This is a genomic window from Nocardioides sp. URHA0020 (genome assembly GCF_000620705.1).
Classification (GTDB): Bacteria; Actinomycetota; Actinomycetes; order Propionibacteriales; family Nocardioidaceae; genus Nocardioides.
On sequence record NZ_JIAR01000025.1, the window covers coordinates 344252 to 367649 of the forward strand.

24 protein-coding genes are annotated in these 23398 nt (G+C 72.1%); 9 read left to right on the top strand and 15 right to left on the bottom strand.

The window, feature by feature from the left end:
- Positions 1–10: 10 nt before the first annotated feature.
- The gene (aroA, locus tag N542_RS0101980; RefSeq protein ID WP_036505957.1) at positions 11–1279 is read left to right on the top strand and encodes a 3-phosphoshikimate 1-carboxyvinyltransferase; all 1269 of its coding nucleotides are present in this window, start codon (positions 11–13) and stop codon (positions 1277–1279) included.
- Positions 1276–2265 (top strand): ribosome small subunit-dependent GTPase A, encoded by a 990-nt coding sequence (rsgA, locus tag N542_RS0101985; protein WP_036505959.1) that lies wholly within the window; start codon positions 1276–1278, stop codon positions 2263–2265. The genes aroA and rsgA overlap by 4 nt, the downstream gene beginning before the upstream one ends.
- Here the strand turns inward: rsgA and N542_RS0101990 are convergent.
- A complete protein-coding gene (locus N542_RS0101990; RefSeq protein ID WP_036505961.1) occupies positions 2262–2693 on the bottom strand; it encodes a DUF2231 domain-containing protein in 432 nt (143 codons plus the stop codon). The genes rsgA and N542_RS0101990 overlap by 4 nt on opposite strands.
- 41 nt (positions 2694–2734) lie before the next feature.
- Here N542_RS0101990 and hisN point away from each other — a divergent pair, with 41 nt between their 5' ends.
- Complete coding sequence (gene hisN / locus N542_RS0101995; RefSeq protein WP_028642498.1) at positions 2735–3610, top strand: histidinol-phosphatase; 876 nt, start codon at positions 2735–2737, stop codon at positions 3608–3610.
- Between the two features lie 40 nt (positions 3611–3650).
- Positions 3651–4082 (top strand): CBS domain-containing protein, encoded by a 432-nt coding sequence (locus tag N542_RS0102000; RefSeq protein ID WP_028642499.1) that lies wholly within the window; start codon positions 3651–3653, stop codon positions 4080–4082.
- Between the two features lie 7 nt (positions 4083–4089).
- Here the strand turns inward: N542_RS0102000 and N542_RS0102005 are convergent, their stop codons facing one another.
- Complete coding sequence (locus tag N542_RS0102005) at positions 4090–5127, bottom strand: PP2C family protein-serine/threonine phosphatase (protein WP_155992818.1); 1038 nt, start codon at positions 5125–5127, stop codon at positions 4090–4092.
- A 104-nt stretch (positions 5128–5231) separates the two neighbouring features.
- Here N542_RS0102005 and N542_RS0102010 point away from each other — a divergent pair, with 104 nt between their 5' ends.
- Positions 5232–5600: an FKBP-type peptidyl-prolyl cis-trans isomerase gene (locus N542_RS0102010; protein WP_028642501.1), complete on the top strand. Its 369-nt coding sequence runs from the start codon at positions 5232–5234 to the stop codon at positions 5598–5600.
- A gap of 27 nt (positions 5601–5627) precedes the next feature.
- Here the strand turns inward: N542_RS0102010 and N542_RS0102015 are convergent, their stop codons facing one another.
- Both N542_RS0102015 and N542_RS0102020 read right to left on the bottom strand, forming a co-directional pair.
- Positions 5628–5873, bottom strand: a complete 246-nt coding sequence (locus tag N542_RS0102015; protein ID WP_036506100.1) for an RNA-binding S4 domain-containing protein — start codon at positions 5871–5873, stop codon at positions 5628–5630.
- 60 nt (positions 5874–5933) lie between these two features.
- Positions 5934–7199 (bottom strand): DUF445 domain-containing protein, encoded by a 1266-nt coding sequence (locus N542_RS0102020; RefSeq protein ID WP_028642503.1) that lies wholly within the window; start codon positions 7197–7199, stop codon positions 5934–5936.
- 45 nt (positions 7200–7244) lie between these two features.
- Between N542_RS0102020 and N542_RS0102025 the strand changes: the two genes are divergently transcribed.
- Both N542_RS0102025 and N542_RS0102030 read left to right on the top strand, forming a co-directional pair.
- Positions 7245–7643: an adenylyltransferase/cytidyltransferase family protein gene (locus N542_RS0102025; RefSeq protein WP_028642504.1), complete on the top strand. Its 399-nt coding sequence runs from the start codon at positions 7245–7247 to the stop codon at positions 7641–7643.
- 71 nt (positions 7644–7714) lie between these two features.
- On the top strand, positions 7715–9022 hold the full coding sequence (locus N542_RS0102030) for an APC family permease (RefSeq protein ID WP_155992819.1): 1308 nt from the start codon (positions 7715–7717) through the stop codon (positions 9020–9022).
- Here the strand turns inward: N542_RS0102030 and pdxR are convergent.
- Genes pdxR through N542_RS26280 form a run of 3 tightly spaced genes read right to left on the bottom strand, consistent with a single transcriptional unit; the run spans position 8964 to position 12016 of the window.
- Positions 8964–10394, bottom strand: a complete 1431-nt coding sequence (pdxR, locus tag N542_RS0102035) for a MocR-like pyridoxine biosynthesis transcription factor PdxR (protein WP_028642506.1) — start codon at positions 10392–10394, stop codon at positions 8964–8966. The two genes, N542_RS0102030 and pdxR, sit on opposite strands and share 59 nt — an antisense overlap.
- 47 nt (positions 10395–10441) lie before the next feature.
- Complete coding sequence (locus N542_RS0102040) at positions 10442–10855, bottom strand: ASCH domain-containing protein (protein WP_028642507.1); 414 nt, start codon at positions 10853–10855, stop codon at positions 10442–10444.
- Between the two features lie 9 nt (positions 10856–10864).
- Positions 10865–12016: an HNH endonuclease signature motif containing protein gene (locus N542_RS26280; protein ID WP_231482376.1), complete on the bottom strand. Its 1152-nt coding sequence runs from the start codon at positions 12014–12016 to the stop codon at positions 10865–10867.
- A gap of 796 nt (positions 12017–12812) precedes the next feature.
- Between N542_RS26280 and N542_RS0102050 the strand changes: the two genes are divergently transcribed.
- Entirely contained in the window at positions 12813–13616 is an 804-nt protein-coding gene (locus N542_RS0102050) for a ceramidase domain-containing protein (RefSeq protein WP_036505963.1), read from the top strand.
- Here the strand turns inward: N542_RS0102050 and N542_RS0102055 are convergent.
- On the bottom strand, positions 13593–15041 hold the full coding sequence (locus tag N542_RS0102055; RefSeq protein ID WP_028642510.1) for an LLM class flavin-dependent oxidoreductase: 1449 nt from the start codon (positions 15039–15041) through the stop codon (positions 13593–13595). The genes N542_RS0102050 and N542_RS0102055 overlap by 24 nt on opposite strands.
- 71 nt (positions 15042–15112) lie before the next feature.
- Between N542_RS0102055 and N542_RS0102060 the strand changes: the two genes are divergently transcribed.
- Positions 15113–16258, top strand: coding sequence for a calcium:proton antiporter (locus tag N542_RS0102060; RefSeq protein ID WP_028642511.1), 1146 nt, complete (start codon positions 15113–15115; stop codon positions 16256–16258).
- Here N542_RS0102060 and rodA read toward each other — a convergent pair.
- The 7 genes from rodA to N542_RS0102095 all read right to left on the bottom strand — a co-directional run bounded on the left by rodA (position 16248) and on the right by N542_RS0102095 (position 23359).
- Positions 16248–17480 (bottom strand): rod shape-determining protein RodA, encoded by a 1233-nt coding sequence (gene rodA, locus N542_RS0102065; RefSeq protein ID WP_028642512.1) that lies wholly within the window; start codon positions 17478–17480, stop codon positions 16248–16250. The genes N542_RS0102060 and rodA overlap by 11 nt on opposite strands.
- Position 17481: 1 nt before the next feature.
- On the bottom strand, positions 17482–19614 hold the full coding sequence (gene mrdA, locus N542_RS0102070; protein WP_028642513.1) for a penicillin-binding protein 2: 2133 nt from the start codon (positions 19612–19614) through the stop codon (positions 17482–17484).
- Positions 19614–20117, bottom strand: coding sequence for a rod shape-determining protein MreD (gene mreD, locus N542_RS0102075; RefSeq protein WP_231482379.1), 504 nt, complete (start codon positions 20115–20117; stop codon positions 19614–19616). Before mreD ends, mrdA begins: the two co-directional genes overlap by 1 nt.
- A 5-nt stretch (positions 20118–20122) precedes the next feature.
- The gene (gene mreC, locus N542_RS0102080; RefSeq protein WP_028642515.1) at positions 20123–21034 is read right to left on the bottom strand and encodes a rod shape-determining protein MreC; all 912 of its coding nucleotides are present in this window, start codon (positions 21032–21034) and stop codon (positions 20123–20125) included.
- Positions 21031–22062, bottom strand: coding sequence for a rod shape-determining protein (locus N542_RS0102085; RefSeq protein WP_028642516.1), 1032 nt, complete (start codon positions 22060–22062; stop codon positions 21031–21033). The genes mreC and N542_RS0102085 overlap by 4 nt, the downstream gene beginning before the upstream one ends.
- A gap of 184 nt (positions 22063–22246) precedes the next feature.
- A complete protein-coding gene (ndk, locus tag N542_RS0102090; protein WP_028642517.1) occupies positions 22247–22666 on the bottom strand; it encodes a nucleoside-diphosphate kinase in 420 nt (139 codons plus the stop codon).
- 9 nt (positions 22667–22675) lie between these two features.
- Positions 22676–23359 carry a pyridoxamine 5'-phosphate oxidase family protein gene (locus N542_RS0102095; RefSeq protein ID WP_028642518.1) on the bottom strand — a complete coding sequence of 228 codons (684 nt, stop codon included), beginning with the start codon at positions 23357–23359 and terminating at the stop codon, positions 22676–22678.
- Between the last annotated feature and the right edge of the window lie 39 nt (positions 23360–23398).

Consider the following 23398-nt stretch of genomic DNA (forward strand, 5'->3'; position numbering starts at 1 on the left):
GCTGTCGCGGGTGACGAGCCTCCCTGACCCGTGGCCGGCGCCGCGGGTGCTGCACCCCGTGGACGCCGTGGTGGCACTGCCCGGCAGCAAGTCGCTGACCAACCGCGCGCTCATCCTGGCGGCCGTCGCCGACGGGCCCTCCGTCGTACGACGTGCGCTGCGCTCGCGCGACACGTCGTTGATGGCCGCGGCCCTCACCTCGCTCGGCACGAGCGTCGACACCTCGGGCGACGACTGGGTCGTGACGCCCGGTGCCTTCGACCGGGACGCCGAGGTCGACTGCGGGCTGGCCGGCACCGTGATGCGCTTCGTGCCACCCGTCGCCGGGCTCAGCACCTCGGTCGTCTCCTTCGACGGCGACGCGCACATGCGCCAGCGCCCCATCGGCCAGGTCCTCTCCGCGCTGCGCGACCTCGGCGTATCGATCCGGGGCGACGCCCTGCCCTTCTCGGTGCACGGCTCCGGCTCGGTGCGCGGCGGCGTGGTCACGGTCGACGCGAGCGGCTCCTCGCAGTTCGTCTCCGCGCTGCTGCTGGCGGGCGCCCGGTACGACGAGGGGGTCGACGTCCGCCATGTCGGCAGGCCCGTCCCGTCGCTGCCGCACATCGACATGACGATCGCGATGCTGCGCGAGCACGGGGTCGAGGTCGACGACGCCGACGCCGACCGCTGGTCGGTGGCGCCCGGCCCGGTCAAGGCCGTCGACCACGTGATCGAGCCCGACCTCTCCAACGCCGCGCCCTTCCTCGCGCTCGCCGCCGTCTCCGGCGGCTCCGTGACCGTGCGCGACTGGCCGCGCGCGACCGACCAAGCCGGTGACGCCCTGCGCGGGATCCTGACCGAGATGGGCTGTGAGGTGCGCTTCGTCGACGAGGGTCTGCGGGTCACCGGCTCGGGCGTGCTGCACGGCATCGACGTCGACCTGCACGACGTCGGAGAGCTCACCCCCGCGGTCGCCGCCCTGTGCGCGCTGGCCGGATCGCCCTCGCACCTGCGCGGCATCGGGCACATCCGTGGTCACGAGACGGACCGGCTCGCGGCCCTCGCCACCGAGCTCGGCGCGCTCGGCGCCGACGTGACGGAGCACGACGACGGCCTCAGCCTGCGCCCCGCTGCCCTGCACGGCGGCGTCTTCCACACCTACGCCGACCACCGGATGGCGCACGCGGGCGTGATCGTCGCCGCGGCGGTGGACGGGGTGCTGGTGGAGGACGTCGCGACCACGGCCAAGACGTTCCCCGACTTCGCCGGCTTCTGGTCCGGGCTCGTCGCGCCATGACGAGCCGGTACACCGACCAGGACATCGAGCACTACGACCGTCCCCGTCGGCGTACGCGCCCGCGCACCAAGGACCGCCCCACCTACGACGACGCGGTCGACGGCGTCGTCGTCACCGTGGACCGCGGCCGCTACACGCTGCTGCTCGACGGTCACAAGGTGATGGCGATGAAGGCGCGGCCCCTGGGCCGCAAGGGCGTCGTGGTCGGCGACCGGGTCCGGGTCGTCGGCGACACCACCGGCGACGACGGCTCCCTGGCCCGCATCGTCGAGGTCCACGAACGGATCACCACGCTGCGTCGTACGGCCGACGACGACGACCCGGTCGAGCGGGTGATCGTCTCCAACGCCGACCAGCTCGTGATCGTCACCGCGCTCGCCGACCCCGAGCCGCAGCCGCGACTGATCGACCGGGCGCTGGTGGCGGCGTACGACGCCGGCATGCAGCCGTTGCTGTGCCTGACCAAGGCCGACCTCGCCGACCCGGAGACGCTGCTGGTGACCTACCGGTCCCTGGGCGTGCCCTGGGTCGTCACCCAGCGCGGCGGCGACCTCACCGACCTGCGCGCCCAGCTGCACGAGCGCACCAGCGTGATGGTGGGCTCCAGCGGCGTGGGCAAGTCCACGCTGGTCAACGCGCTGGTGCCGACCGCCTACCGCGACGTCGGGCACGTCAACGCGGTGACCGGCCGCGGCCGGCACACCTCCACGTCGGCCTTCATGCTGGCGCTGCCCGACAACGAGGGCTGGATCATCGACACCCCCGGCATCCGGTCGTTCGGGCTCGCGCACGTGCAGCCGGAGCACCTGATCGAGGCCTTCCCCGACCTCGACGAGATGACGGAGGACTGCCCGCGCGGCTGCACCCACGGCACCGACGAGCCCGAGTGCGGGCTGGACGACGCCGTGCAGGCCGGCACGGCGGACCCGGTGCGGGTCGAGTCCTTCCGCCGTCTGCTCGCGGCTCGCAGCGAGCCGCTCTACTAGCCCCAGACCGCTCGCGCGCCGGCCTCGCCGGTGAGGAACAGCAGCACGAGCGTCGCGATGGCGGCGGCGGCGAGCAGCACGTCGAGCACCACCCGGAGCACCCCGGTGCGGGTCGCGAACCACCCGGCCACGAGGGCGACGACGCCGAACGCGATCGTCACCCAGAGCAGCTGGTCGGCGCGCTCCTCGTGGATCTGCACCTGCGGGCTGGTGCGCAGCTCGGGCTTGTGCTCGAGGAAGTTGTCGCCGGTGAGGTAGGCCGCGACGATCGCCCCGGTCGCGAGGAGCGCGAGGGCGACCATCGGCCACCGGAGCCGCAACCGCCAGCGGGGCACCAGGAACGCCAGGGCCGTGAGCGCAGCGATCGGGCCGAAGATGACCGCGGCGTGCACCACGAGCGGGTGCAGCGGCAGTCCGTTGATCTCCATGGATGAAGGTTGGACCAGGTTGATGAGAATAGTGTGAGGGCGTGCCGAAGAATCCCACGGACTACACCGACGACCTGCGCCTTGCGCACGTCCTGGCCGACGACGCCGACTCGATCAGCGAGAGCCGCTTCAAGGCGCTCGACCTGCACGTGATGAGCAAGCCGGACCTGACGCCGGTGACGGACGCAGACCAGGCGGTCGAGGAGAGCATCCGCCGGACGCTGTCGCGGGCCCGCTCCCGCGACGCGATCACCGGGGAGGAGCAGGGCTCCACCGGCCACAGCCAGCGGCGCTGGATCATCGACCCCATCGACGGCACCAAGAACTTCGTCCGCGGGGTGCCGGTCTGGGCCACGCTGATCTCGCTCGCCGTCGACGACGAGGTGGTGCTGGGCGTCGTCTCCGCCCCGCTGCTGCAGCGCCGCTGGTGGGCGTCCAAGGGCAACGGCGCCTGGACGGGACGCTCGCTGCTCAAGGCGGTGCGCTGCCAGGTCTCCGACGTACGCCGGCTCGAGGACGCCTCGCTGTCGTACTCCTCGCTCTCCGGCTGGGACGAGCGCGACCGGCTCGACGACTTCGAGTCGCTGATGCGGCGCTGCTGGCGGACCCGGGCGTACGGCGACTTCTGGTCCTACATGCTGCTCGCCGAGGGCGCCGTCGACCTCGCGGCCGAGCCGGAGCTCGAGGTCTACGACATGGCGGCGCTGGACATCATCGTGCGGGAGGCCGGCGGCCGGTTCACCTCGCTCGACGGCACCGACGGGCCCTTCGGGGGCAACGCCCTCGCGTCCAACGGGCACCTGCACGAGGCGGCGCTGTCGTTCCTCGGCGCGCTGCCCGACGACGACGACGACCCGGACTCGCGGCGGTCCGGCCCCGGCTCGGTCTCCGACCTGCGCTCGCACCGCCGCGACTGATCCTGTACGTGTGACCCCGGTCACGAGTACGGTCGGGGGCATGCGCATCGGTGACGTGCTCCATGCCAAGCCCAGCCACGACGTCGTGACGATCGGCCCCGACGCGGGCGTCCGCGAGCTGGTCGCCAAGCTGGCGGAGCACAACGTCGGCGCGCTGATCGTCAGCAGCGACGGCAGCACCCTCGAGGGCATCGTCAGCGAGCGGGACGTCGTGCGCCACCTCCACAGCGACGGCACGGTCGTCAACAACACCGTCGCCGCGATCATGACCGCGGTGGTCGAGACCTGCGACGAGGACACCCACGTCGACGAGCTGATGAAGATCATGACCCAGCGTCGGATCCGGCACGTGCCCGTCGTCCACGACGGCCGGCTGGTCGGGATCATCAGCATCGGCGACGTGGTCAAGCACCGCATCGACCAGCTGGAGTTCGAGCGCGACCAGCTCGACAGCTACGTGCACCAGATCTGAGCGACTGCTAGGACGAGCGCTCCGCCAGGACCAGCGCCATGTCGTCGTTCATCTCCTGGCCGGCGTACGCCAGCAGGTGGGCGACCAGCCCGTCGAGCGCCTCCTCGACGGTGCCCTCGCCGAGCTCGTCGGCGTACGAGACGAGCGGGAAGAACGAGCCGGTGCGGTCGCGTGCCTCCACCAGGCCGTCGGTGAAGAAGAGCATCCGCGCACCCGCCGGCCACGCGTGCCGGCTGAGCTCCGGCTCGGAGCCCAGGCCGAGCGGGACGGTGGGCTCACCGGTGTCCATCTCGATCGCGCCGTCGGCGCCGACGAGGATCGGCGGGTGGTGGCCGCAGTTGGCCAGCGTCACGACCTCCCCCTGGAACTCCCCGACGATCGCGGTCACGAACTCCTCCGCATCGAGCATCCGCGAGAGCGTCTCGTCGATGCGCTTGGCGAGCGCGGCCGGGTCGGGCTCGGAGAAGGCCGCGGCCCGGAAGGCGCCGAGCACGGTGGCCGCGGTCTGCACCGCCTCCAGGCCCTTGCCGCGGACGTCACCCACGATGACGCGCACGCCGTACGGCGTCGCCGCGACCTCGTAGAGGTCACCGCCGACCAGGGCCTCGGCGGTGGCGGAGACGTAGCGAGCGGCCAGGCCGACGGCACCGATGGCGCTCGGCATGGCGCGCAGCACGGCGCGCTGGGCGGTCTCGGCGATCACCGTCATCCGCTCGAGCCGGGCCTCGCGACGGTCGCGCAGCAGTGCGGACAGGGCGGCCAGCCCGGCCAGGACCGAGCAGATCGCCACCCGGAACCAGTAGTCAAAGGTGTACGGCACGTCCAGCCAGAGCCCACCCAGGGCCGAGAGGCTGACGGCCGCGACGGCCACGATGCCGGTGCGGAAGGCGTTGGTCATGAAGGACGCCACGATCGGGGCGGCCACCATGGCGGTGGTCAGCTGGATGCTCCAGGTGATGGAGATGAACGCGAGCAGGCCCAGCACCGCGAAGCCGCTGACGAGCCCGAGGTCCACGCGTCGTCCCGGATGTGGAAGGGCGGTCACCCGCGAAGTGTGCCAGTCGGACCGCCACCGCGACGGGTTATCCACACCCTGGTGAGCCGGGTCACCCCTACGGGTGAAGGCCGCGCTTCGTTAGGGTGGACGCCATGAACAAGCCCGAGATCGACTTCCCCGACTTCGAACCGCCCGCCGACCTCGTGGTCACGGAGATCACCGAGGGCGACGGCGACGAGGCCACCGCCGGCTCGACCGTGTCCGTCCACTACGTCGGCGTGGCGCACTCCACCGGTGAGGAGTTCGACGCGTCGTACAACCGCGGCACCCCGCTGCAGTTCAAGCTCGGCGTCGGCCAGGTCATCGCCGGCTGGGACCAGGGTGTGCAGGGCATGAAGATCGGCGGCCGCCGGCAGCTCGTCATCCCGCCGCACCTGGGGTACGGCGACCGCGGCGCCGGCGCCGTCATCAAGCCCGGCGAGACGCTGATCTTCGTCGTCGACCTGATCGGCGTGAGCTGAGCTCTCGCTCCTCCGGCGGCGGGTCGCCTACCAGGGCAGCCCGTCGTCGGCGCTCTCGTCGGCCACCCGCGCCGACTGGGGCCCGAGGGTGACGACGTCACCCAGCACCAGCTGACGCCCGCGGCGGGTCTCGACCTCGCCGTTGACGAGCACCGCGCCGTCCTGGATCACCGGCTTGGCCTCCGACCCGGAGTCGACCAGGTTGGCGAGCTTGAGGAACTGGCCGAGCCGGATCGACTGGTCCCGGATGGCTACGTCGTAGGGCTCTGACATGGCACCCATTGTGCTCCGCCTCCGTCGAGCGGCGACCGACGGCCCTCTCGACGGGCGGGCTCAGCCGATCAGCACCGAGACGGTGTGGATGAGCACGCCGACCAGGCCACCGACGATGGTGCCGTTGATCCGGATGAACTGGAGGTCGCGACCGACCTGGAGCTCGATCCGGCGGGCGGCCTCCTTGCCATCCCAGCGGTCGACGGTGTGGGTGATGACGGCGGTGAGCTCGGCGCCGTACCGGTCGACGGCGAAGACGGCGGCGTCGGCGACCAGTCCGTCGAAGCGGGCTCGCAGGGCCGGGTCGGCGACCACACGCTCCGCGAACGACGTCGTCTCGGCCACGAGCCGGCTGCGCAGCGGGCCGTCCGCGTCGGCGAGGGAGGCCTGGACGCTGCGACGCAGCGCGTTCCAGAGCGAGACCCCCGACGCCACCACCTGGGGCTGGTCGAGCAGCCGCGCCTTGAGCCGCTCCGTGCGGTCCTGGGTCACCGGGTCGTGCAGGAGGTCGTCGGCGAGCTTGGCCAGCATCGAGTCGAGCGCCTGACGGGCGTGGTGGCGCGGGTCCTCCCGGATGTCCTCGACCCAGTTGACCAGCTCGCGGTGCAGCCGCGAGATGACCGCCTCGTTGACGCGGGTCGGCGCCCACCACGGCGCCCGCTCCCCCAGGATCTCCGCGACGGCGTCGGGGTTGGCCACCAGCCAGCCGTGCAGCTCGTCGAGGGCGAGGTCGATCAGCCCGTGGTGCAGGTCGTCGCGGACCGTCTCGTCCAGCAGGCTGCCCAGGAGCGGTGAGATCGGCTCGGCGTGGAAGCGGGGCACGAGCACGTCGCGCACCAGCTCCTCGACGTGCTCCTCCTGGATCCGGCCCAGCGCGGCCCCGGCGACCTCGGCCACCTCGTCGACGGCCCGCCGTGCGTTCGCCGGTACGGCGAGCCAGCGGCCCACCCGCAGCGAGATGGTCGCCGCGGCGGCGCGGTCGCGGATGATCTCCTCCTGGAGGAAGTTCTCGCCGACGAACTCCTCCAGCGACCGGCCCAGCTCATCCTTGCGCTTCGGGATCAGCGCGGTGTGCGGGATCGGCAGCCCCAGCGGGTGCTTGAAGAGCGCGGTGACCGCGAACCAGTCCGCGATCGCACCCACCATCGAGGCCTCGGCCCCCGCGTTGACGAAGCCCCAGAACCCGTCCAGGCCCAGCGTCGCGACGTACACCACGGCCGCGAGCACCAGCAGCCCGACGGCGAGCGAGCGCATCCGTCGCAGGCCCTGGCGCCGGCGCGCGTCGGCGTCCGGGTCGGGGGTGATCATGGTCAGCGGGGCAGTCATCTCCCGCCATCCTTCCCTACTCCTGGGCGTGCCAGAATCTGCGGCATGTCTCGCACCGTCATCACCTTCGGCACGTTCGACGTGTTCCACGTGGGGCACCTCCGGGTGATCGAGCGGGCGGCCGCCCTCGGCGACCGTCTGGTGGTCGGGGTTTCCGCCGATGCGCTCAACATGCGCAAGAAGGGTCGCGAACCGGTCTTCAGCCAGGCCGAGCGGCTCGCCATCGTGGCCGCGCTCAAGCCGGTCGACGAGGTGTTCACCGAGGAGAGCCTCGAGCTCAAGCGCGACTACATCCGCCAGTACGACGCCGACGTGCTCGTCATGGGCGACGACTGGCAGGGCCGGTTCGACGAGTTCCGCGACGTCTGCGAGGTCGTCTACCTGACCCGCACGCCCGCGATCTCGACGACGGCCCTGATCGAGAAGATCTCGGCCGGCAGCTGAGCCGGCTGGCCCAGGTGGACGACCCCGGATTGGCCCAGCGCCGACCCGTCCGCCGGCCCTAGCGTCGAGCCGTGACCACCTCCCTGACGCCCGATCCCATCCCGGTCGACGACCCCCTGGCCACGGGCGGCCTCGGCGTCTGGCAGGGCGCCGCACTGACCCTGGGCGCCGTGCTCGGCACCGGCGTGATCTCGCTGCCCGGCCTGGCCGCCCAGCAGGCCGGCCCGGCTTCGCTGGTGGCGTGGCTCGTCCTGGTGCTGCTGTCGGTGCCGCTGGCCACCACCTTCGCCGCGCTGGGCGCCCGCTACCCCGACGGCGGCGGCGTCGCGACGTACGCGCGTCGCGCCTTCGGCAGCCGCGTCGCCACCGTGACGGGCTGGTGCTTCTACTTCGCGATCCCGCTCGGTGCACCGGCAGCGGCGGGGTTCGCCGGCGCGTACGTCGCCGACAGCCTCGGCGGCGGTCGCGAGACGCAGCTGCTGACCTCGGGCCTGCTGATCGGCACGGTCGCGGTGATGAACTGGTACGGCGTCCGCGTCTCCGGCCGGGTCCAGCTCGTCATCGCCGCCACGCTCGCGGTGCTGCTGCTCGTCGCCACGGCCGTCTCGCTCCCCCACGCCAGCAGCGCCAACCTGACCCCGTTCGCGCCGCACGGCTGGTCCGCGATCGGCCCGGCGGCCGCGCTGCTGATCTGGGCGTTCGCCGGCTGGGAGGTCGTGACGTCGCTGTCCTCGGAGTACCGCCGCCCGGCCCACGACATCACCCGCGCGACCGCGATCGCCCTGGTGGTGATGGGCGTGATGTACCTCGGCGTCGCCTTCGCGACCGTCGCGGTGCTCGGTGAGAGCTCGAGCAAGGCGCCGCTCTCCGACCTGCTCGTCCTGGGGTTCGGCGAGCCGGCCCGCGGCGTGACCACCGTGGTCGCCGTCCTGCTCTCCCTCGGCGCGATGAACGCCTACTTCGCCGGCAGCGCCCGCCTCGGCGCCGCCCTGGGGCGCGACGGGTCACTGCCGGTGTGGTTCGCGCGCGGGTCGTCGGCGGGCGAGGTGCCGCGGCGCTCGCTGGCCGTGGTCACCGCCGGGGCCTTCGCGACCCTGCTCGCCGTCGCCCTGACCGGCGTCGCGATCGAGCGCACGATGCTCCTGGTGACCGGGGCGTTCGCGCTCGTGTACGTCGTCGGCACCGCGGCCGCGCTCCGGCTGCTGCCACGCGGCACCTGGGTGCGCCGCGGCGCGATGGTCGCCTTCGCCTCCGCCCTGCTGCTGCTCGGGCTCGTCGGCCAGCACCTGCTGCCCCAGCTCGTCGTCGGGGTCGCCGCGGTCATCTGGATGGCACGGTCTCCTCGACCCACCGAGCCAGCAGCGCCGACCCCGGTCTGATCGAGTCCACGCGCAGCGCGCCGTAGCCCAGCACGAGGCCGGACCGGCGCCCCGGTCCCACGGCGTACGCCGACAGCGCGTCGACCGCGACCCCGTGCGCGGCGCACGCCCTCGCGAGCGCCACGTCGTCGACGCCCGGATCGGCGAACACGGCGGTGACGTGCAGCCCCGCCGCGGAGGGCACCACCGTGATCACCTCACCCAGCCGGTGGTCGAGCTCGCGCCGCAGCAGGTCACGGCGCTCGGCGTACGCCGTCCGCGCGCGCTTCACGTGGGCGGCGAACAGGCCGTCGGAGATGAAGCGGGCCAGCGCCACCTCGACGGCCGGGTCGCCGTACCCGTCGGCGAGCTGGCGCGCGGCTCGGAGCGCCGCGCGCAGCGACTCGGGCACGACGACGTACCCCGCGCGCAGCGCCGGGACCAGCGTCTTGGAGTAGGTGCCGAGGTAGAGCACCCGGCCGTGGCGGTCGAGCGCGTGCAGGGTCTCGAGCGGCCCCTCGACGAACCGGAACTCGCTGTCGTAGTCGTCCTCGACGATCGCGATGCCGTGGCGGTCGGCCAGGTCGAGCAGCGCCTCGCGGCGGCGCCGCGAGAGCGGCGGGCCGTAGGGGAACTGGTGCGACGGCGTCGTGTAGACCACCCGCGCCTCGGGCGGCACCTCGTCGACAACCAGCCCCTCGTCGTCGACGCGCACCGGCACGACGCGCGCGCCGTGGGAGGCGAAGACGTCGTGCGCCTGCGGGTAGCCCGGGTCCTCGACCGCCACGACGTCACCCGGCTCGACCAGCACCCGGGCCACCAGGTCCAGGGCCTGCTGCGTGCCGTGGGTGACCACGATGTCATCGGCATCGGCGGAGACGCCGCGGCTGAGCGCGATGCAGCGCGCGATCGCGGCGCGCAGCTCGGGGTGCCCGCCGGGCGCGGCGTACGTGCCCGGATGGTGCGCCCCGGCTCGCACCTCCGCGGTGAGGAGCCGGCGCCACGCGTCGTACGGGAAGAGCGAGGCGTCGGGGATGCCGACCCGGAAGTCGTACGGCGGCGGCGGGCTCTCCCCGCTCACCTGCGTCGGCACGAACGTCCAGCCGGCCCGAGGTCGCAGCACTCCGCCCCGCTCCGCCCGCACCGGCAGTGTCGCCAGCGCGGCCACGAAGGTGCCCGCCCCGACCCGTGACTCGAGGAATCCCTCGGCCACGAGCCGCTCGTAGGCGAGCGCGACGGTGTTGCGCGAGACCCCCAGATCCTGCGCCAGCGTCCGGGTGGGCGGCAACCGGTCCCCGGTCGTCAGCCGACCGCCGCGCACCGCCCCGAGGAGCGCACGGTAGATCGCGGTCGCGCGGTCCCCGCGCGCACTCAGGTCCACCGCCAGGTCCACGCCGTCAACCTCCCACACCGCACCGACAGTGGTGGTCGTCCGGTGACTCAGCGAAGGTCGGCGCCGAGCCGGAAGCGCTGCAGCACGAGTGGCGTGGTGTCATCGACGGTGAAGGTCGGATCACCGAGCTCAGCTCGTTCGGCGTCGCTGTGCCAGCCCTCCTCGTGCACCGACCGCCACTCGGCCACCGTCGTCAGCCCCTCCCCCTCGTCGAGCACGTGTGCGAGGTCCACGTCGCCCAGGGGCACGACGCGCACGCTCGTGATCTCGATGACCGCCACCTGGCGGCCGTCGGAGTCGATGACGGCCGCGCGCGAGCCGACCTCCCGCAACGGAGCGCCTTCGACCTCGTAGCCGCGCAACAGCCCGGTCGTCGACGTCTTGGACCCGTCGAGCACGGCGGCGACGAGGCGGTCGCGCAACGGGCCGGGGAACGAGAACTCGAAGACCGGAAGTGACACCCCCGCACCCTATTGGCGTCGGGTGAAGGTGACCTTGCCGTTGTGGTGCTTTGCCATCTCGAACGTCGGGTCGTGGGCGCGGGCGTGGTGTCTCGGGCAGAGCAGTCCGCTGTTGTCGAGGTCGGAAGGTCCGCCGTCGGTCCATCTGGTCCAGTGGTGGGCGTGGCACATCCACGGTGGCCAGTCACAGCCCTCAGTGACGCAGCCTCCGTCGCGTATGGACATGGCGGTGAGCTGGGCCTTGGTGAAGAACCTGCGTGCCCTGCCGACGTCGAGGATCTCGGAGTCGGCGCCGAGGACGACGGGGATGATCTTCGCGGTGCACGCCAACCGGCGGGCTGCGGCTGGGCTGATGCGTTCGCCGGTGTCGAGGATCCCGGCCTTGTGCAGCCGGCCGAGGAGGGTGTCGTGGTCGATGGTGACCACGATCGTCGCGTCCCTGCCACCTACCTGCGGGAGCTCCTTGGCGCTGATCCTTTCGATGAGCTCGGCGAAGGCTCGGCCCATCCGCTCGGGTCCGGGTCTGCGTTCGACGCCGGGGCCGTGGGTGGCGGCGAGGTGCTTGGGCGCGGCGAGCGCGAGGAGCATCTTCTTCAGCTCGGCTGCCTGCAACGCGGGCAACGTGAACCGGCCGTGGACCTTGCCGTGGCCGTCGTCGCTCATCGTGAGCCGACATGCTTGTGCTGCCTTGGCCTCTTCTCGTTCGAGGAGGTCTGACTCGTGCTGGTCGGCGAGGTCAGGGGCGATGACCTCGAGGAGCCGGCGCCCCAGGATGGTGAGGCGCTTCGCGTCGTGCTCTTCCGCGGCGGTGACAAGGTGCTCCTCGGCCTTGATCAGCAGCTCCGGGTCCAGACCGGCCGGGAGCGCCTTGATCGCACGGATGATGACGTCGGCCTGCTCGGGCCGCAGGTCCCCGCGAGCGAGGGCTGATCGGACCCGGTCGTAGATGCCGAGGTCGTAGCCGCGGCGCACGATCCGGTATGCCGCTGACCTGGTCTCCCGGGTCTGGTGGGCATACCAGTTCGACGTGCTGGTGGCTCCGACGTCGGTGCCGACCTGGACCTCGTCGGCGTGCGTGGCGACGCGGGTCTTGAGCTCCACAACCTGGGCCTCCAGGCGCGTGAGCTCGACCAGCGTGGAGGCGGCTTCGGAAGCGCTCATCGACCACACCGACGCATTCACCAGGGCGTCGGCAACAGCACGCATTTGCGCGGTCGCCAATGCCACCTGGTGGTGGGGTGTGGTCATCGTGGTCATGGTTCTAGCCAAGCACTGACCACCGACAGTGAGCGGCTCAGAACCCCTGTTTTCACAGGGTTCTGGGTCACGAAGAGGTCACGATCCGAGGAGTTCATCCACACCTGCATTGACGGCCTGTGGAGGGGTGTCCATCAGCGTTCGAACCGCAGGAACCGGGTGTCGTCCAGGGGTGGTTTCGAGGCTCGGGCCTGGCGGCCCTCGCACCTCAACCACCGGTGGACCGAGGCGCGCCGTACCTCTCGTACCTCAACCACCGGTAGGCCGGCCAGCGACCGCAAGCCACGGGCCGCCGTACCCGCGTAGCCAGCCTGTCGGCGAACGACCCGAGCGGACCTGCAAGCCGCGCTCATCGCCACTTCTTCGCTGCGGGGGTTTCGAGGCTCGGCGCTAGCGCGCCTCGCACCTCAACCACCGGGACCCTCAGCCCGGCCGGCGACCGCAACCACTGTTCGCCGTACCCAGGTAGTCGGCCTGTCGGCGAACGAGCCCAGCCGACCTGCAAGCCGCGCTCATTGCCCTGCCTACGCTGCGGGGGTTTCGAGGCTCGGGCCTGGCGGCCCTCGCACCTCAACCACCGGGACGACGTACCGCACCTCCGGGGTTTCGAGGCTCGGGCCTGGCGGCCCTCACACCTCAACCACCGGACGACGTACCGCACCTCGCCCACCGGAGGGGTGGATGGCCCTAGGGTCGGCACATGCCGACCAGGTCGTTGCGCCCGTTGGCGTGTGCCGCGCTCACGGCCGTGGTGTCGATCGGGCTGCTGGTGATCGCGATCAGGGCGGGGTGGCTGGGTCCGGACGTCGGGCGGGGAGCGAACTTCTGCGAGGCGGCGCGCGACGGCTGGGTGAAGCAGCCGGCGAACTCGTTCTCCAACCTCGGGTTCGTCGTCGCCGGGCTGGTGATCGGCTGGCACGCCGGGCGGGTCGACCGGCTCGGTGACGTGCTGCCGGCGCACGCTCCGCTGGCGACCGCGTACGGCTGCGTCGTGGTCTTCCTGGGGCCGGCGAGCGCGGCGATGCACGCGACCCAGTCCGAGCGCGGTGGCGACCTCGACCTGCTCAGCATGTACCTGGTCGCGGCGTTCGCCGCCGCCTACGCGCTGATGCGGTGGTACCGCCAGGGCCGGGTGCTCTTCCTGCAGCTGTTCCTGCTCTTCGTCGCGGCCTGCGAGCTCGCCGGGCTGTACGACGGCCAGGTGCCGGTCGTGGACTTCGCCGGCAACATCGCCTTCGCCGCGCTGCTGCTCACCGCGGTGATCGTGGAGGTGCGGCTGTGGCGGCGTGCCGACCGCACGCGCACCGACCTGTGGTGGGGCGCCGGCGCCCTGGCCGCGATCCTGGTGGCGTTCGCGATCTGGAACGTCACCAAGTCGTGGTGGTGCGACCCCCACTCCTTGCTGCAGGGCCACGCCGCCTGGCACCTGCTCGACGCCGCCTCGGCGTACCTGCTCTTCCGGCTGTGGGCCAGCGAGCGCTCAGTAGAACCCGTAGCGCGCTAGCGGCTCCACCAGTTGGGTCTCCTCGTAGGACAGGTGGGAGCCCATGGTGTCGGCGAGCAGGTCGACGGCTGCTCGCAGCGCCGCCAGCCCGTCGGGCGACGAGACCACGGCGACCAGCGCCCGGTCGACCCCGTCGAGCACGCTCGCGATCACGTGGTGCTCGTCCTCGAGCCGATCGATGACCGGCACCAGGGCGGCGTCGCTGGAGCGCAGGTGCGGGAACATCGAGGTGTCCTCGATGGTGTGGTGGGTCGTCACCACCCGGCAGTAGGACTGGCAGTAGGCGCCGAGCGCCCAGTCGTTCTGGCGCATCGTCATCGTGTTGATCAGCGACCGCGCCGCGCCCGCCTCCAGCGTGCCCGCCTCCACCTGGGCGATCAGGTCGAAGAGCTGCGCCAGCTCCGAGCGCAGGTGGTCGTGCACGTCGACCAGGTGCTGACCGGCGGCGCGCTCCTGGGCCGTCCAGGCCAGCGGAGCATGGGCTGACGCGTACGTCGGCCGCGTCGACTCGTCCCACGGTGACACGGCGCTGCGGCGTACGCCGTCGTCGGGGGTCGGACGTACGGCGTCGCCGCCGCTCACCTCGACCGCGGGCACCACCGGCGACGGGACCGAGGCCGGCGCCCCGGCTCGGGCCGCGTCCACCAGCTCGCGCACCGCCGGCGCGACCTCGGTGCCGAACCGCTGGATGGTGCGCGGGTCGTCCCCGGTCACGATGAAGGTGCTGGTGCCGTGGGTCAGGGTCAGCTCGGCCAGCCACTCGGGCCACGCCGGGTCGTCGGAAGGGTTGACGTTGTAGAGCCGCCGCACCACGGACGGGTCGCGTCCGGCACCGGCCGCAGCCGAGTCGATCCGCGCGTTGCGCTCGGCCAGCGTGTCCGGCGGGACGTAGGACTGGCTGGGCAGCCAGCCGTCACCCACCCGTCCGGTGAGCTCGAGCATCCTCGGGCCGATCGCGCCGATCCAGACCTCCACCTCGTGCAGCGGCGCCGGACCGACGTCCGCCCACACGCCACGGATCGTGTCGATGCCCTCCGCGAGGGCGGACAGCGCCTCCCCCGGCGTACGACGAGTTCCGCCGGCGGAGACGATCGCATCCCAGAAGCCGCCCGCGCCGATGCCCAGCTCGACCCGGCCGCGGCTGAGCACGTCGAGGCTGGCCACGGTCTTCGCGAGCACGTACGGCGGTCGCAGCGGCAGGTTGCTGACGTTGGTGGTGACCCGCAGCGTCGAGGACCGGGCCAGGATCGTCGCGATCAGCGCCCAGACGTCGAGGAAGCGCCCCTGGTAGGGGTGGTCCTGGACGGTCGCGAGGTCGAGCCCGGCCGCCTCGGTGAGCAGCGCGAGCTCGACGACCCGGTCGGCCCGCGACGCGTCCGGGGTGAGGAAGGTGCCGAACTGGAGTTCCTGGCCGTAGTCGGGCATGCGCCCATTGTGGTGCCCCGGGCCGCGGACGGCGCCGATCCCGGCCGCGCCCGGGTCCGTAGGGTTCAGCCATGAGCACCGTGAAGTCGCCCTGGCTCAGCTGGACCACGCTCGCGCCGGTCGCGGCGCTGGTGGTCCTGGCCCTGGCCTGGGGTCGTCACCCCGGGACGGTCGCCGCCGTCGCCGTCGGGATCTTCCTCATCGGAGCGGTGCTGTCGGCGGTCCACCACGCCGAGGTGGTCGCGCACCGGGTCGGCGAGCCCTTCGGGTCGCTGCTGCTCGCGGTCGCCGTGACGGTGATCGAGGTGGCGCTGATCGTCACCCTGATGGCCGGGGGCACGGGAGACACCTCGGCGCTCGCCCGCGACACCGTCTTCGCGGCCGTGATGATCACGCTCAACGGCATCGTCGGGCTGTCGCTGCTGATCGGGGCCGTGAAGTACCGGATGGCGGTCTTCAACCCGGAGGGTGCCGGGTCGGCGCTGATGACGGTGGTGGCGCTCGCGACGCTGACGCTGGTGCTGCCGCGCTTCACGACCTCCACCCCCGGGCCGGACTTCACGGCCTCCCAGCTGACCTTCGCCGCGGTGGCGTCGCTCGGGCTCTACGGCATCTTCGTCTTCACCCAGACGGTGAAGCACCGCGACTTCTTCCTGGCCGTCGACACGGGGCCCGGGTCCTCGAACGGCGAGCCGTCGGCGTCCGGTCCGATCGACGGGCCGGTCGACCTCGACGGCGACGGGCACGCGGACCCGCCGAGCGACCGAGCGGCCATCGCCAGCCTGGCGCTGCTGCTGCTCGGGCTGGTGGCGGTGGTCGGCCTGGCCAAGGTGGAGTCCTACCCGATCGAGGACGCCGTGGAGGCGGCCGGCGCCCCGCACTCCTTCGTGGGCGTCGTCATCGCCCTGCTCGTGCTCCTGCCCGAGTCCATCGCCGCGGGCCGCGCGGCCGCGCGCAACCGGGTGCAGATCAGCCTCAACCTGGCCTACGGCTCGGCGATGGCGAGCATCGGCCTGACGATCCCGGTGATCGCCGTGGCCACGATCTGGCTCGACGGCCCGCTGACGCTCGGCCTCGAGCCCACGCAGATGGTGCTGCTGCTGGTCTCGGTCATCGTGTCGGTCCTGACCGTCGTGCCGGGGCGCTCGAAGTCCCTGCAGGGCTTCGTCCACCTGTCCCTGATGGCGGCCTTCATCTTCCTGGCGATCAGCCCCTGAGGCCGACGCCTCCGCGAGACGGGCTCAGCCGGGCGGCCGGCGCCGTCCGGGCGCGCAGGTCGATGTTCTGCAGCAGCCCGATCGCCAGCATGCCCGCGAACATCGAGCTGCCGCCGTACGACACGAAGGGCAGCGGCACGCCGGTGACCGGCATGATCCCCAGGCACATCCCGATGTTCTGGAACGCCTGGAAGCCGAACCAGCAGGCGATCCCGGTCGCGGCGAGGCGGCCGAAGACGTCGTCGGTGCGGGCCGCGATCGCGAGCGCCCGCCAGATGACGATGCCTAGCAGGGCGATCAGCAGCGCGGCGCCGACCAGGCCGAGCTCCTCGCCGGCGACCGTGAAGACGAAGTCGGTGTGCTGCTCCGGCACGAAGCCGGCCCGGGTCTGGGAGCCGTCGAAGAGGCCCTGGCCGAAGACGCCGCCGTTGCCGATCGCGATCCGGGCCTGCTCGGTGTTGTAGCCGGCGCCGCGGGGGTCCAGGTCGGTGTTGGTGAAGGCGAGGAAGCGGTCGAGCTGGTACTGCTTGAGGAAGCCGGCCGCGACCGCGGCCGCAGCGGCGGTGACGCCGCCCGCCATCAGCAGTCCCAGCCACCGGCGCGGGGCACCCGAGACGGCGACCACCCCGAGCACGGTCGCCGACAGCACGAGCATCGTGCCGAGGTCGGGCTGCAGGAGGATCAGCACCGCCGGCACCCCGGCGATCATGAGCATCCCGAGGACGTCGCCCAGACCGGTGCCGGCCGAGGTGGCAGCACCCCGGCTGCGTCGTACGTCGGCCCGCTCCGCGACCCACAGCGCCATCCCGATGACGACGGCGAGCTTGGCGAACTCCGAGGGCTGGATCGACATCCCGCCGACCTGCAGCCACGACTGCGAGCCGTTGATCGTGCTGCCCATCGCCAGCACGAGCACCAGGCCGGCCACCGACCCCAGGTAGACCACGGGCGCGATGATGCGGACCCAGCGGTGGTCGGTCACGAGCACGACGAGCATCAGCACGATCCCGATGACGACGTTGACGAGCTGCTTGCGGAGGTACGCCGTGGTGTCGCCGGCGGTCAGGTCCTCGCGGTGGCTGGTGGCCGACCAGACGAGCAGCGTCCCGAGCGTCACCAGCGCGAGCACGGCGACCATCAGGATCCAGTCCAGCCGGGGGGCGTGGCGCAGCGGCGGTGCCGAGGTCGGCGACTTCACGGCCGTGCGGGTGGCGACGGGCACGTCAGTCCCCCTTCTTCTTCGCGGTGCCGGTCGGGGGCAGGATCGTGCCGTCCCGCATGAACGTCGGCAGCCCGGCCGGCGGCGTCGTGCCGTCGATCGCCGCGTGCTCGGGGTTCACCTTCGTGCCGTCGATGCCGTAGAGCGACTCCCACACCGCGCGGACGGCGGGACCGACCGTGCCCGAGCCGGTGCCGGCCTGGGTCACCATCATGATGACCACGTAGTTCTTGTCGTACGTCGCGACCCACGAGGTCGACTGCTTGCCCTGCACCTCGGCCGAGCCGGTCTTGCCGCGGATCTTGACCCGGTCGAGCGGGAAGTCGGTGAACTTCCAGGCCAGCGTGCCGACCTTCGGGGTGCCCTGGAGCGCCTGGTCCACGTAGCGCAGGCTGGCGGCCGAGGCGTCGACCCTGCCCTGCACGTGGGGCTTGATCGTGCGCAGCAGCTTGCCGTCCGCGCTGACCACGGCCTTGGCGATCCGCGGCTCGTAGAGCGTGCCGCCGTTGGAGAGCGCGGCGTACGCGCGGGCCAGCTGGAGCGGCGTGACGATCGTGTCGCCCTGGCCGATCGAGTAGTTGACGGCGTCGCCGGCCCGGTAGTTGCTGCCCTCGAGGCAGAACTCGTGGGCGAAGAGGTGCAGGAAGTCGCGCTTGCTCGACCCGTCGTCGTCGATCTTGCAGTAGTAGGACTTCATGGACTTCCAGTAGGACAGCTTCCACTTCCGGTCCGCGATCCGGCCCGTGGCCTCACCGGGCAGGTCGATCCCGGTCTCCTTGCCGAAGCCGAAGTCCTTCGCCTGGGCGACCAGGGGGTCCTTCGCCTTGACGTTGGTCGGGTCCGAGCCGTACTGCTGCCAGTACTTCAGCCCGACGCGGTAGAAGAACGTGTCGCAGGACAGCTGCAGCGCCCGGTCGAAGCCGATCGAGCCGTACGACTCCGACTCGTAGTTCTTGAACCAGCGGTTGCCGACCTGGAGCCCGGAGGAGCAGTCCAGGCGGGTGTCCGGGGAGAAGCCGTTGTTGAGCGCGCCGACGGTCATGATCGGCTTCCACGTCGAGCCGGGCGCGAACTGTCCCTGGGTGGCGCGGCTGAGCAGCGGGTTGTCGGCCTTGACCGAGTAGAGCCGGGCGAGCTGCTTCTTGCTGATCCCACCGACCCAGGTCTCGGGGTCGTACGTCGGCTGGCTGGCCATCGCGACGATCCGGCCGGTCTTGGCCTCCATCACCACGGCTGCCCCGGAGTCGGCGACGTAGTTCTTGTGGCTGACGGGGTCGTACGTCGTGCGGGCCAGCGCGATGGTGTCCGCGAGCTGCTTCTCGACCATGCCCTGGACCTTGGCGTCGATGCTGGTGACCAGGGTGTCCCCCGGCTGGCCGGCGACCTCACCGTCGTCGCCGAGCACCCGGCCCATCGAGTCGACCGCGACGCTCTTGTAGCCGGGCATGCCGCGCAGCCAGCGGTCGTACTCCTTCTCGATGCCGGCGCGGCCGACCGAGGAGGCGGCGTTGACCGACGTGTCGCCGTCCGTGCTCGCCTGGTCGAACTCGTCACCGGTGATCGGGCTGAGGTAGCCCAGCACGTGGGCGAGGTTGACGCCGTACGGCTGCGGGTAGGCGCGCACGCTCTGCTGCTCGGCGACGATCCCCGGGAAGTCCTCGGGCTGCTCCAGGATGCGCAGCGCCACGGCCTTCTTGACGTCGCCCGCGACCGGCACCGGCTGGTACGGCGACCCGTTCCAGCACACGCCCGGCACCGAGCCGGCCTCGCCGCAGGTGACGAGCGTCTTGCGGATCCGCGCGGCCGGCACGTGCACGACCTGGGCGACCCGCTTGAGGAGCACGGTCTGCTGGTCGTCGGTGAGCTTGGCGAGCACGCTGCGGTCGACCGAGACGACCCACGAGGTGCGGTTGGCGACCAGCGGCCGGCCCATGTCGTCGACGATCAGCCCGCGCTGCGGCTGCACGACGACCTCGCGCACCGACTGCGAGGTGGCCTGCGCGTGGTACTCCTCACCGCCGACGACCTGGAGGTAGTAGAGACGCACGAAGAGGGTGGCGAAGAGGGAGAACACCAGGGCCTGGATGACAAGGAGCCGCAGGCGTCCGGAGCGCTGCGCCGACTGGGGGGCAGACATCAGGCGAGGGACCGGTCCGGCTCGAGGCGACGGAACATGGCCATCACCGGCGGCAGCACGAGCGGCGTGAGCAGCACGTCCCAGACCACGCCGAGCAGGACCACCTCGAGGAGCTCGCCGAAGCCGATCGCGGGCTCGCGCAGCACCAGGCCGGAGAGCGCGAAGACGGAGGTGCCGATGAAGGACGACGCGGCGACGGTCGCGAGGACCGTGCCCGCGCCCGGCTGGGAGTCGCGACGGACCCGTCCGGCGACGTACCCGACGACCACCAGCGCCAGCGCCCAGCGGCCGGCGACGTGGTCCGCGGGTGGGGCGAGGTCGAGGGTGAGGCCCGCGACGAAGCCCAGGACGGCGGCGAACTCCGGTCCGCGGGTGAGCGCGGCGCCGACGACGACGAGCAGGCACACGTTGGGCACGATGCCGTCCCACGCCAGGTGCGGGAAGAACGTCACCTGCAGGACCAGGGCGACGCAGACGGCCGCGGCGGCCACGAGGGCACGCACGGCGTTCACCGCAGGCCTCCGTCGGGCTCGATCACGGACCGGTCGCTCGAGGTGCCGGTGGGTACGACGACGCCGACCAGGTCGAGGGCACCGAAGTCGACGTACGGGTCGATGACCGCGCGCTGGGCGGTCTCGCGCAGGCTGCTGTAGACCGTGGTGATCCGCCCGACCGGCACGCCGGCGACGTACGGTCCACCGCCCTCGCTCCCCCAGGTCACCACGGTGTCGTGCTTGGCGGGCACCGCCGTGTCGTCCACCAGCTCGAGGTCGAGCCGGCCGTCGTGGCCGAGCACGCCGCGGCCGTGGAGGAAGCCGACCTCCATGCTCCGCCCGACCCGGCCGCCGACGACCGAGTCGGCGTCGACGATGAGCAGCACCGTCGCCGTGGAGCGGGTGACCCGCAGGACGCGGCCGACCAGTCCGTCGTTGTTGACCACCGTCAGGTCGGGGTGGACGCCGGCGTCCGAGCCGGCGTCGATCGTCACCGTCCGGGAGAAGGACTGCGAGGGGCCCAGGCCGACGACCCGGGCCGGGACCAGCGAGTAGCCGAGGCTCTTCGCGGCGGCGGTGAGGCCGTCGTACTCCTCGAGCCGGTTGCGGTCGTAGTCCTGCGTCGCGACCTTGGAGCGCAGGTCGGAGTTCTCGGCCTGCAGGTCCAGCAGGTCCTGCTGCATGGAGTCGCGCGAGCGGAACCAGCGGGGTACGGCGGTGAACGGCCGCACGGCGCCGGCCGAGGCGACCTCGGCGGGGCCGAAGACCTCCCCGACGGCGCGGCGGGCCGGGTCGATCGGCGAGGCGGAGAGCGAGTCGAGGCTCATCACGGTGAGGCAGGCCAGCACCAGAGCGACCAGCAGACCCCGCGAGGGACGCTGCTGGTCGTGGAGGGGGCCGCGCCACCGGCGTTCGCGGCGACTCATCCGACGCGCCTGCGGTCGCTGACCAGCACCTGCTGGAGCGCCTCGAACTCCTCGACGCACTTGCCCGCCCCCATCGCCACCGAGGTGAGCGGGTGCTCGGCGACGTGCACCGGCATGCCGGTCTCGTGGCGCAGCCGCTCGTCGAGTCCGCGCAGCAGGGCACCGCCGCCGGTGAGCACGATGCCGCGGTCCATGATGTCGCCGGCCAGCTCGGGCGGCGTCTGGTCGAGGGTGGAGCGGACGGCGTCGACGATCGCGTGCAGCGGCTCCTCGAGGGCCTGGCGCACCTCGGCGCTGGACACCACGACCGTGCGCGGCAGGCCGGAGACCAGGTCGCGGCCGCGGATCCCGGCCTCCGGCTCGTCGGTCATCGGGAACGCGGAGCCGAGGGTCATCTTGACCTCCTCGGCGGTGCGCTCGCCGAGCATCAGCGCGTGCTCCTTCTTCATCCACGCGACGATCGCCTGGTCGAGGTCGTCGCCGGCGGTGCGGATCGAGAGGCTGGTGACGATGCCACCGAGCGAGATCACCGCGACCTCGGTCGTGCCGCCACCGACGTCGACGACCATGTTGCCGGTCGGCTGGTGGACCGGCAGACCGGCGCCGATCGCGGCGGCCATCGGCTCCTCGACGATGTAGACCTTGCGGGCGCCGGCCTGGTAGCCGGCCTCCTTGACCGCGCGCTGCTCCACCGCGGTGATGCCGCTCGGCACGCAGATGACCATCCGGGGCTTGGCGAAGTAGCGCCGCCGGTGCACCTGCTGGATGAAGTAGCGCAGCATCTGCTCGGTCGCCTCGAAGTCGGCGATCACGCCGTCCTTGAGCGGCCGGATCGCGGCGATGTTGTCGGGCGTGCGCCCGATCATCCGCTTGGCCTCGTGGCCGACGGCGAGGATCTCGCCGGTGTTGTCGTTGATCGCCACGACACTCGGCTCGTCGAGCACCACGCCCTTGCCGCGCACGTAGACGAGGGTGTTGGCGGTCCCGAGGTCCACGGCCATGTCCCGGCCGATGAAGCTGTTCGCCATGTGACGCCCTGTCGCTGACGCCCGCCCGGTGAGAGTCGGGTGGTGCTGGTGGGGAAGAAGTGACACCAGGCTACGAACGACGGGCGTGCGGGGCGGGGAGGACACGCGGCGTGACCTGCGAAATCGCGGGGTCAGTCCGGACGTCAGCCCGGAGGTCAGGCCGGGGGAAGGACCAGAGGTCGGGTCAGAGGTGCGGGAACCAGATCGCGATCTCGCGCTCGGCGGACTCCGGGGAGTCCGATCCGTGCACCAGGTTCTGCTGCACCTTGAGGCCCCAGTCGCGGCCGAGGTCGCCGCGGACGGTGCCCGGGGCGGCCACCGTGGGGTCGGTCGCACCCGCCAGCGAGCGGAAGCCCTCGATGCAGCGCTCGCCCTCCAGCACGATCGCGACGACCGGGCCGGACAGCATGAAGTCGACGAGCGGCTGGTAGAACGGCTTGCCCTCGTGCTCGGCGTAGTGCTCGGCGAGCACCTCGGGCGTCGCACTGCGGAGCTCGAGCGCCACCAGGGCATAGCCCTTGGCCTCGATGCGGCGGATGATCTCGCCGGCCTGGCCGCGCTTGACGGCGTCGGGCTTGAGCAGGACGAGGGTGCGCTGGGTCATGCGCGCAGCCTATAGAGACGCGGCCCGCCGTACGACGTCGACCGGGACCGGTCCGCTCGTCGCCGGGTCGGACACGGGCGCGTCAGCCACCCGGCGCACCGGGATGACACCGCCCCAGACGCCGGCCGCGACGTCCTCCGGCTCGTCGATCGGGCCCTCGGCGCGGGACTTCATCGAGGCCTCGTGCAGCGGCAGCGCCAGGACGGCGGTCGCCGCCAGCTCCTTGCGGGTGCTGGCGCGCAGCGTCGCCGAGCGTCCCGGGATCATGTGGTCGACGATCAGGTCGAGCGCGTGCCCACGCTCCGCCACGTCCTCCACCAGCCGAGCCGCCCCGATGACGACGGCGGACCGGTAGTTCATCGAGTGGTGGAAGGCGGAGCGGGCGGCGACCAGGCCGTCGAGCTCGGTGACGGTCACGCAGACCGTGGTGTCGGTCGCGGCGCGGAGCCAGCCGGCGGCGACCGACCCGTGCAGGTAGAGCGTCCCGTCGAGGTCGGGGCCGGCGAGGTCGACGGCGTACGCCGTGGGCAGCACCAGCGGGTGCCCCCCGACCGTGACGCCCAGGTGCGCGACCAGGGCGTCCTCGAGCAGCCGGTGCAGCTCGGCGCGGTCCTCGACCATCCGGTTGCGGCCGCGGCCGACCGTGGTGCGAGCGGTCGGGGAGAGCGAGGTCAGCGTCGGGTCGAGCGTCATGGGTCTAGTGTGAGGCGGAAGTGGCCTGCTGACACGGGC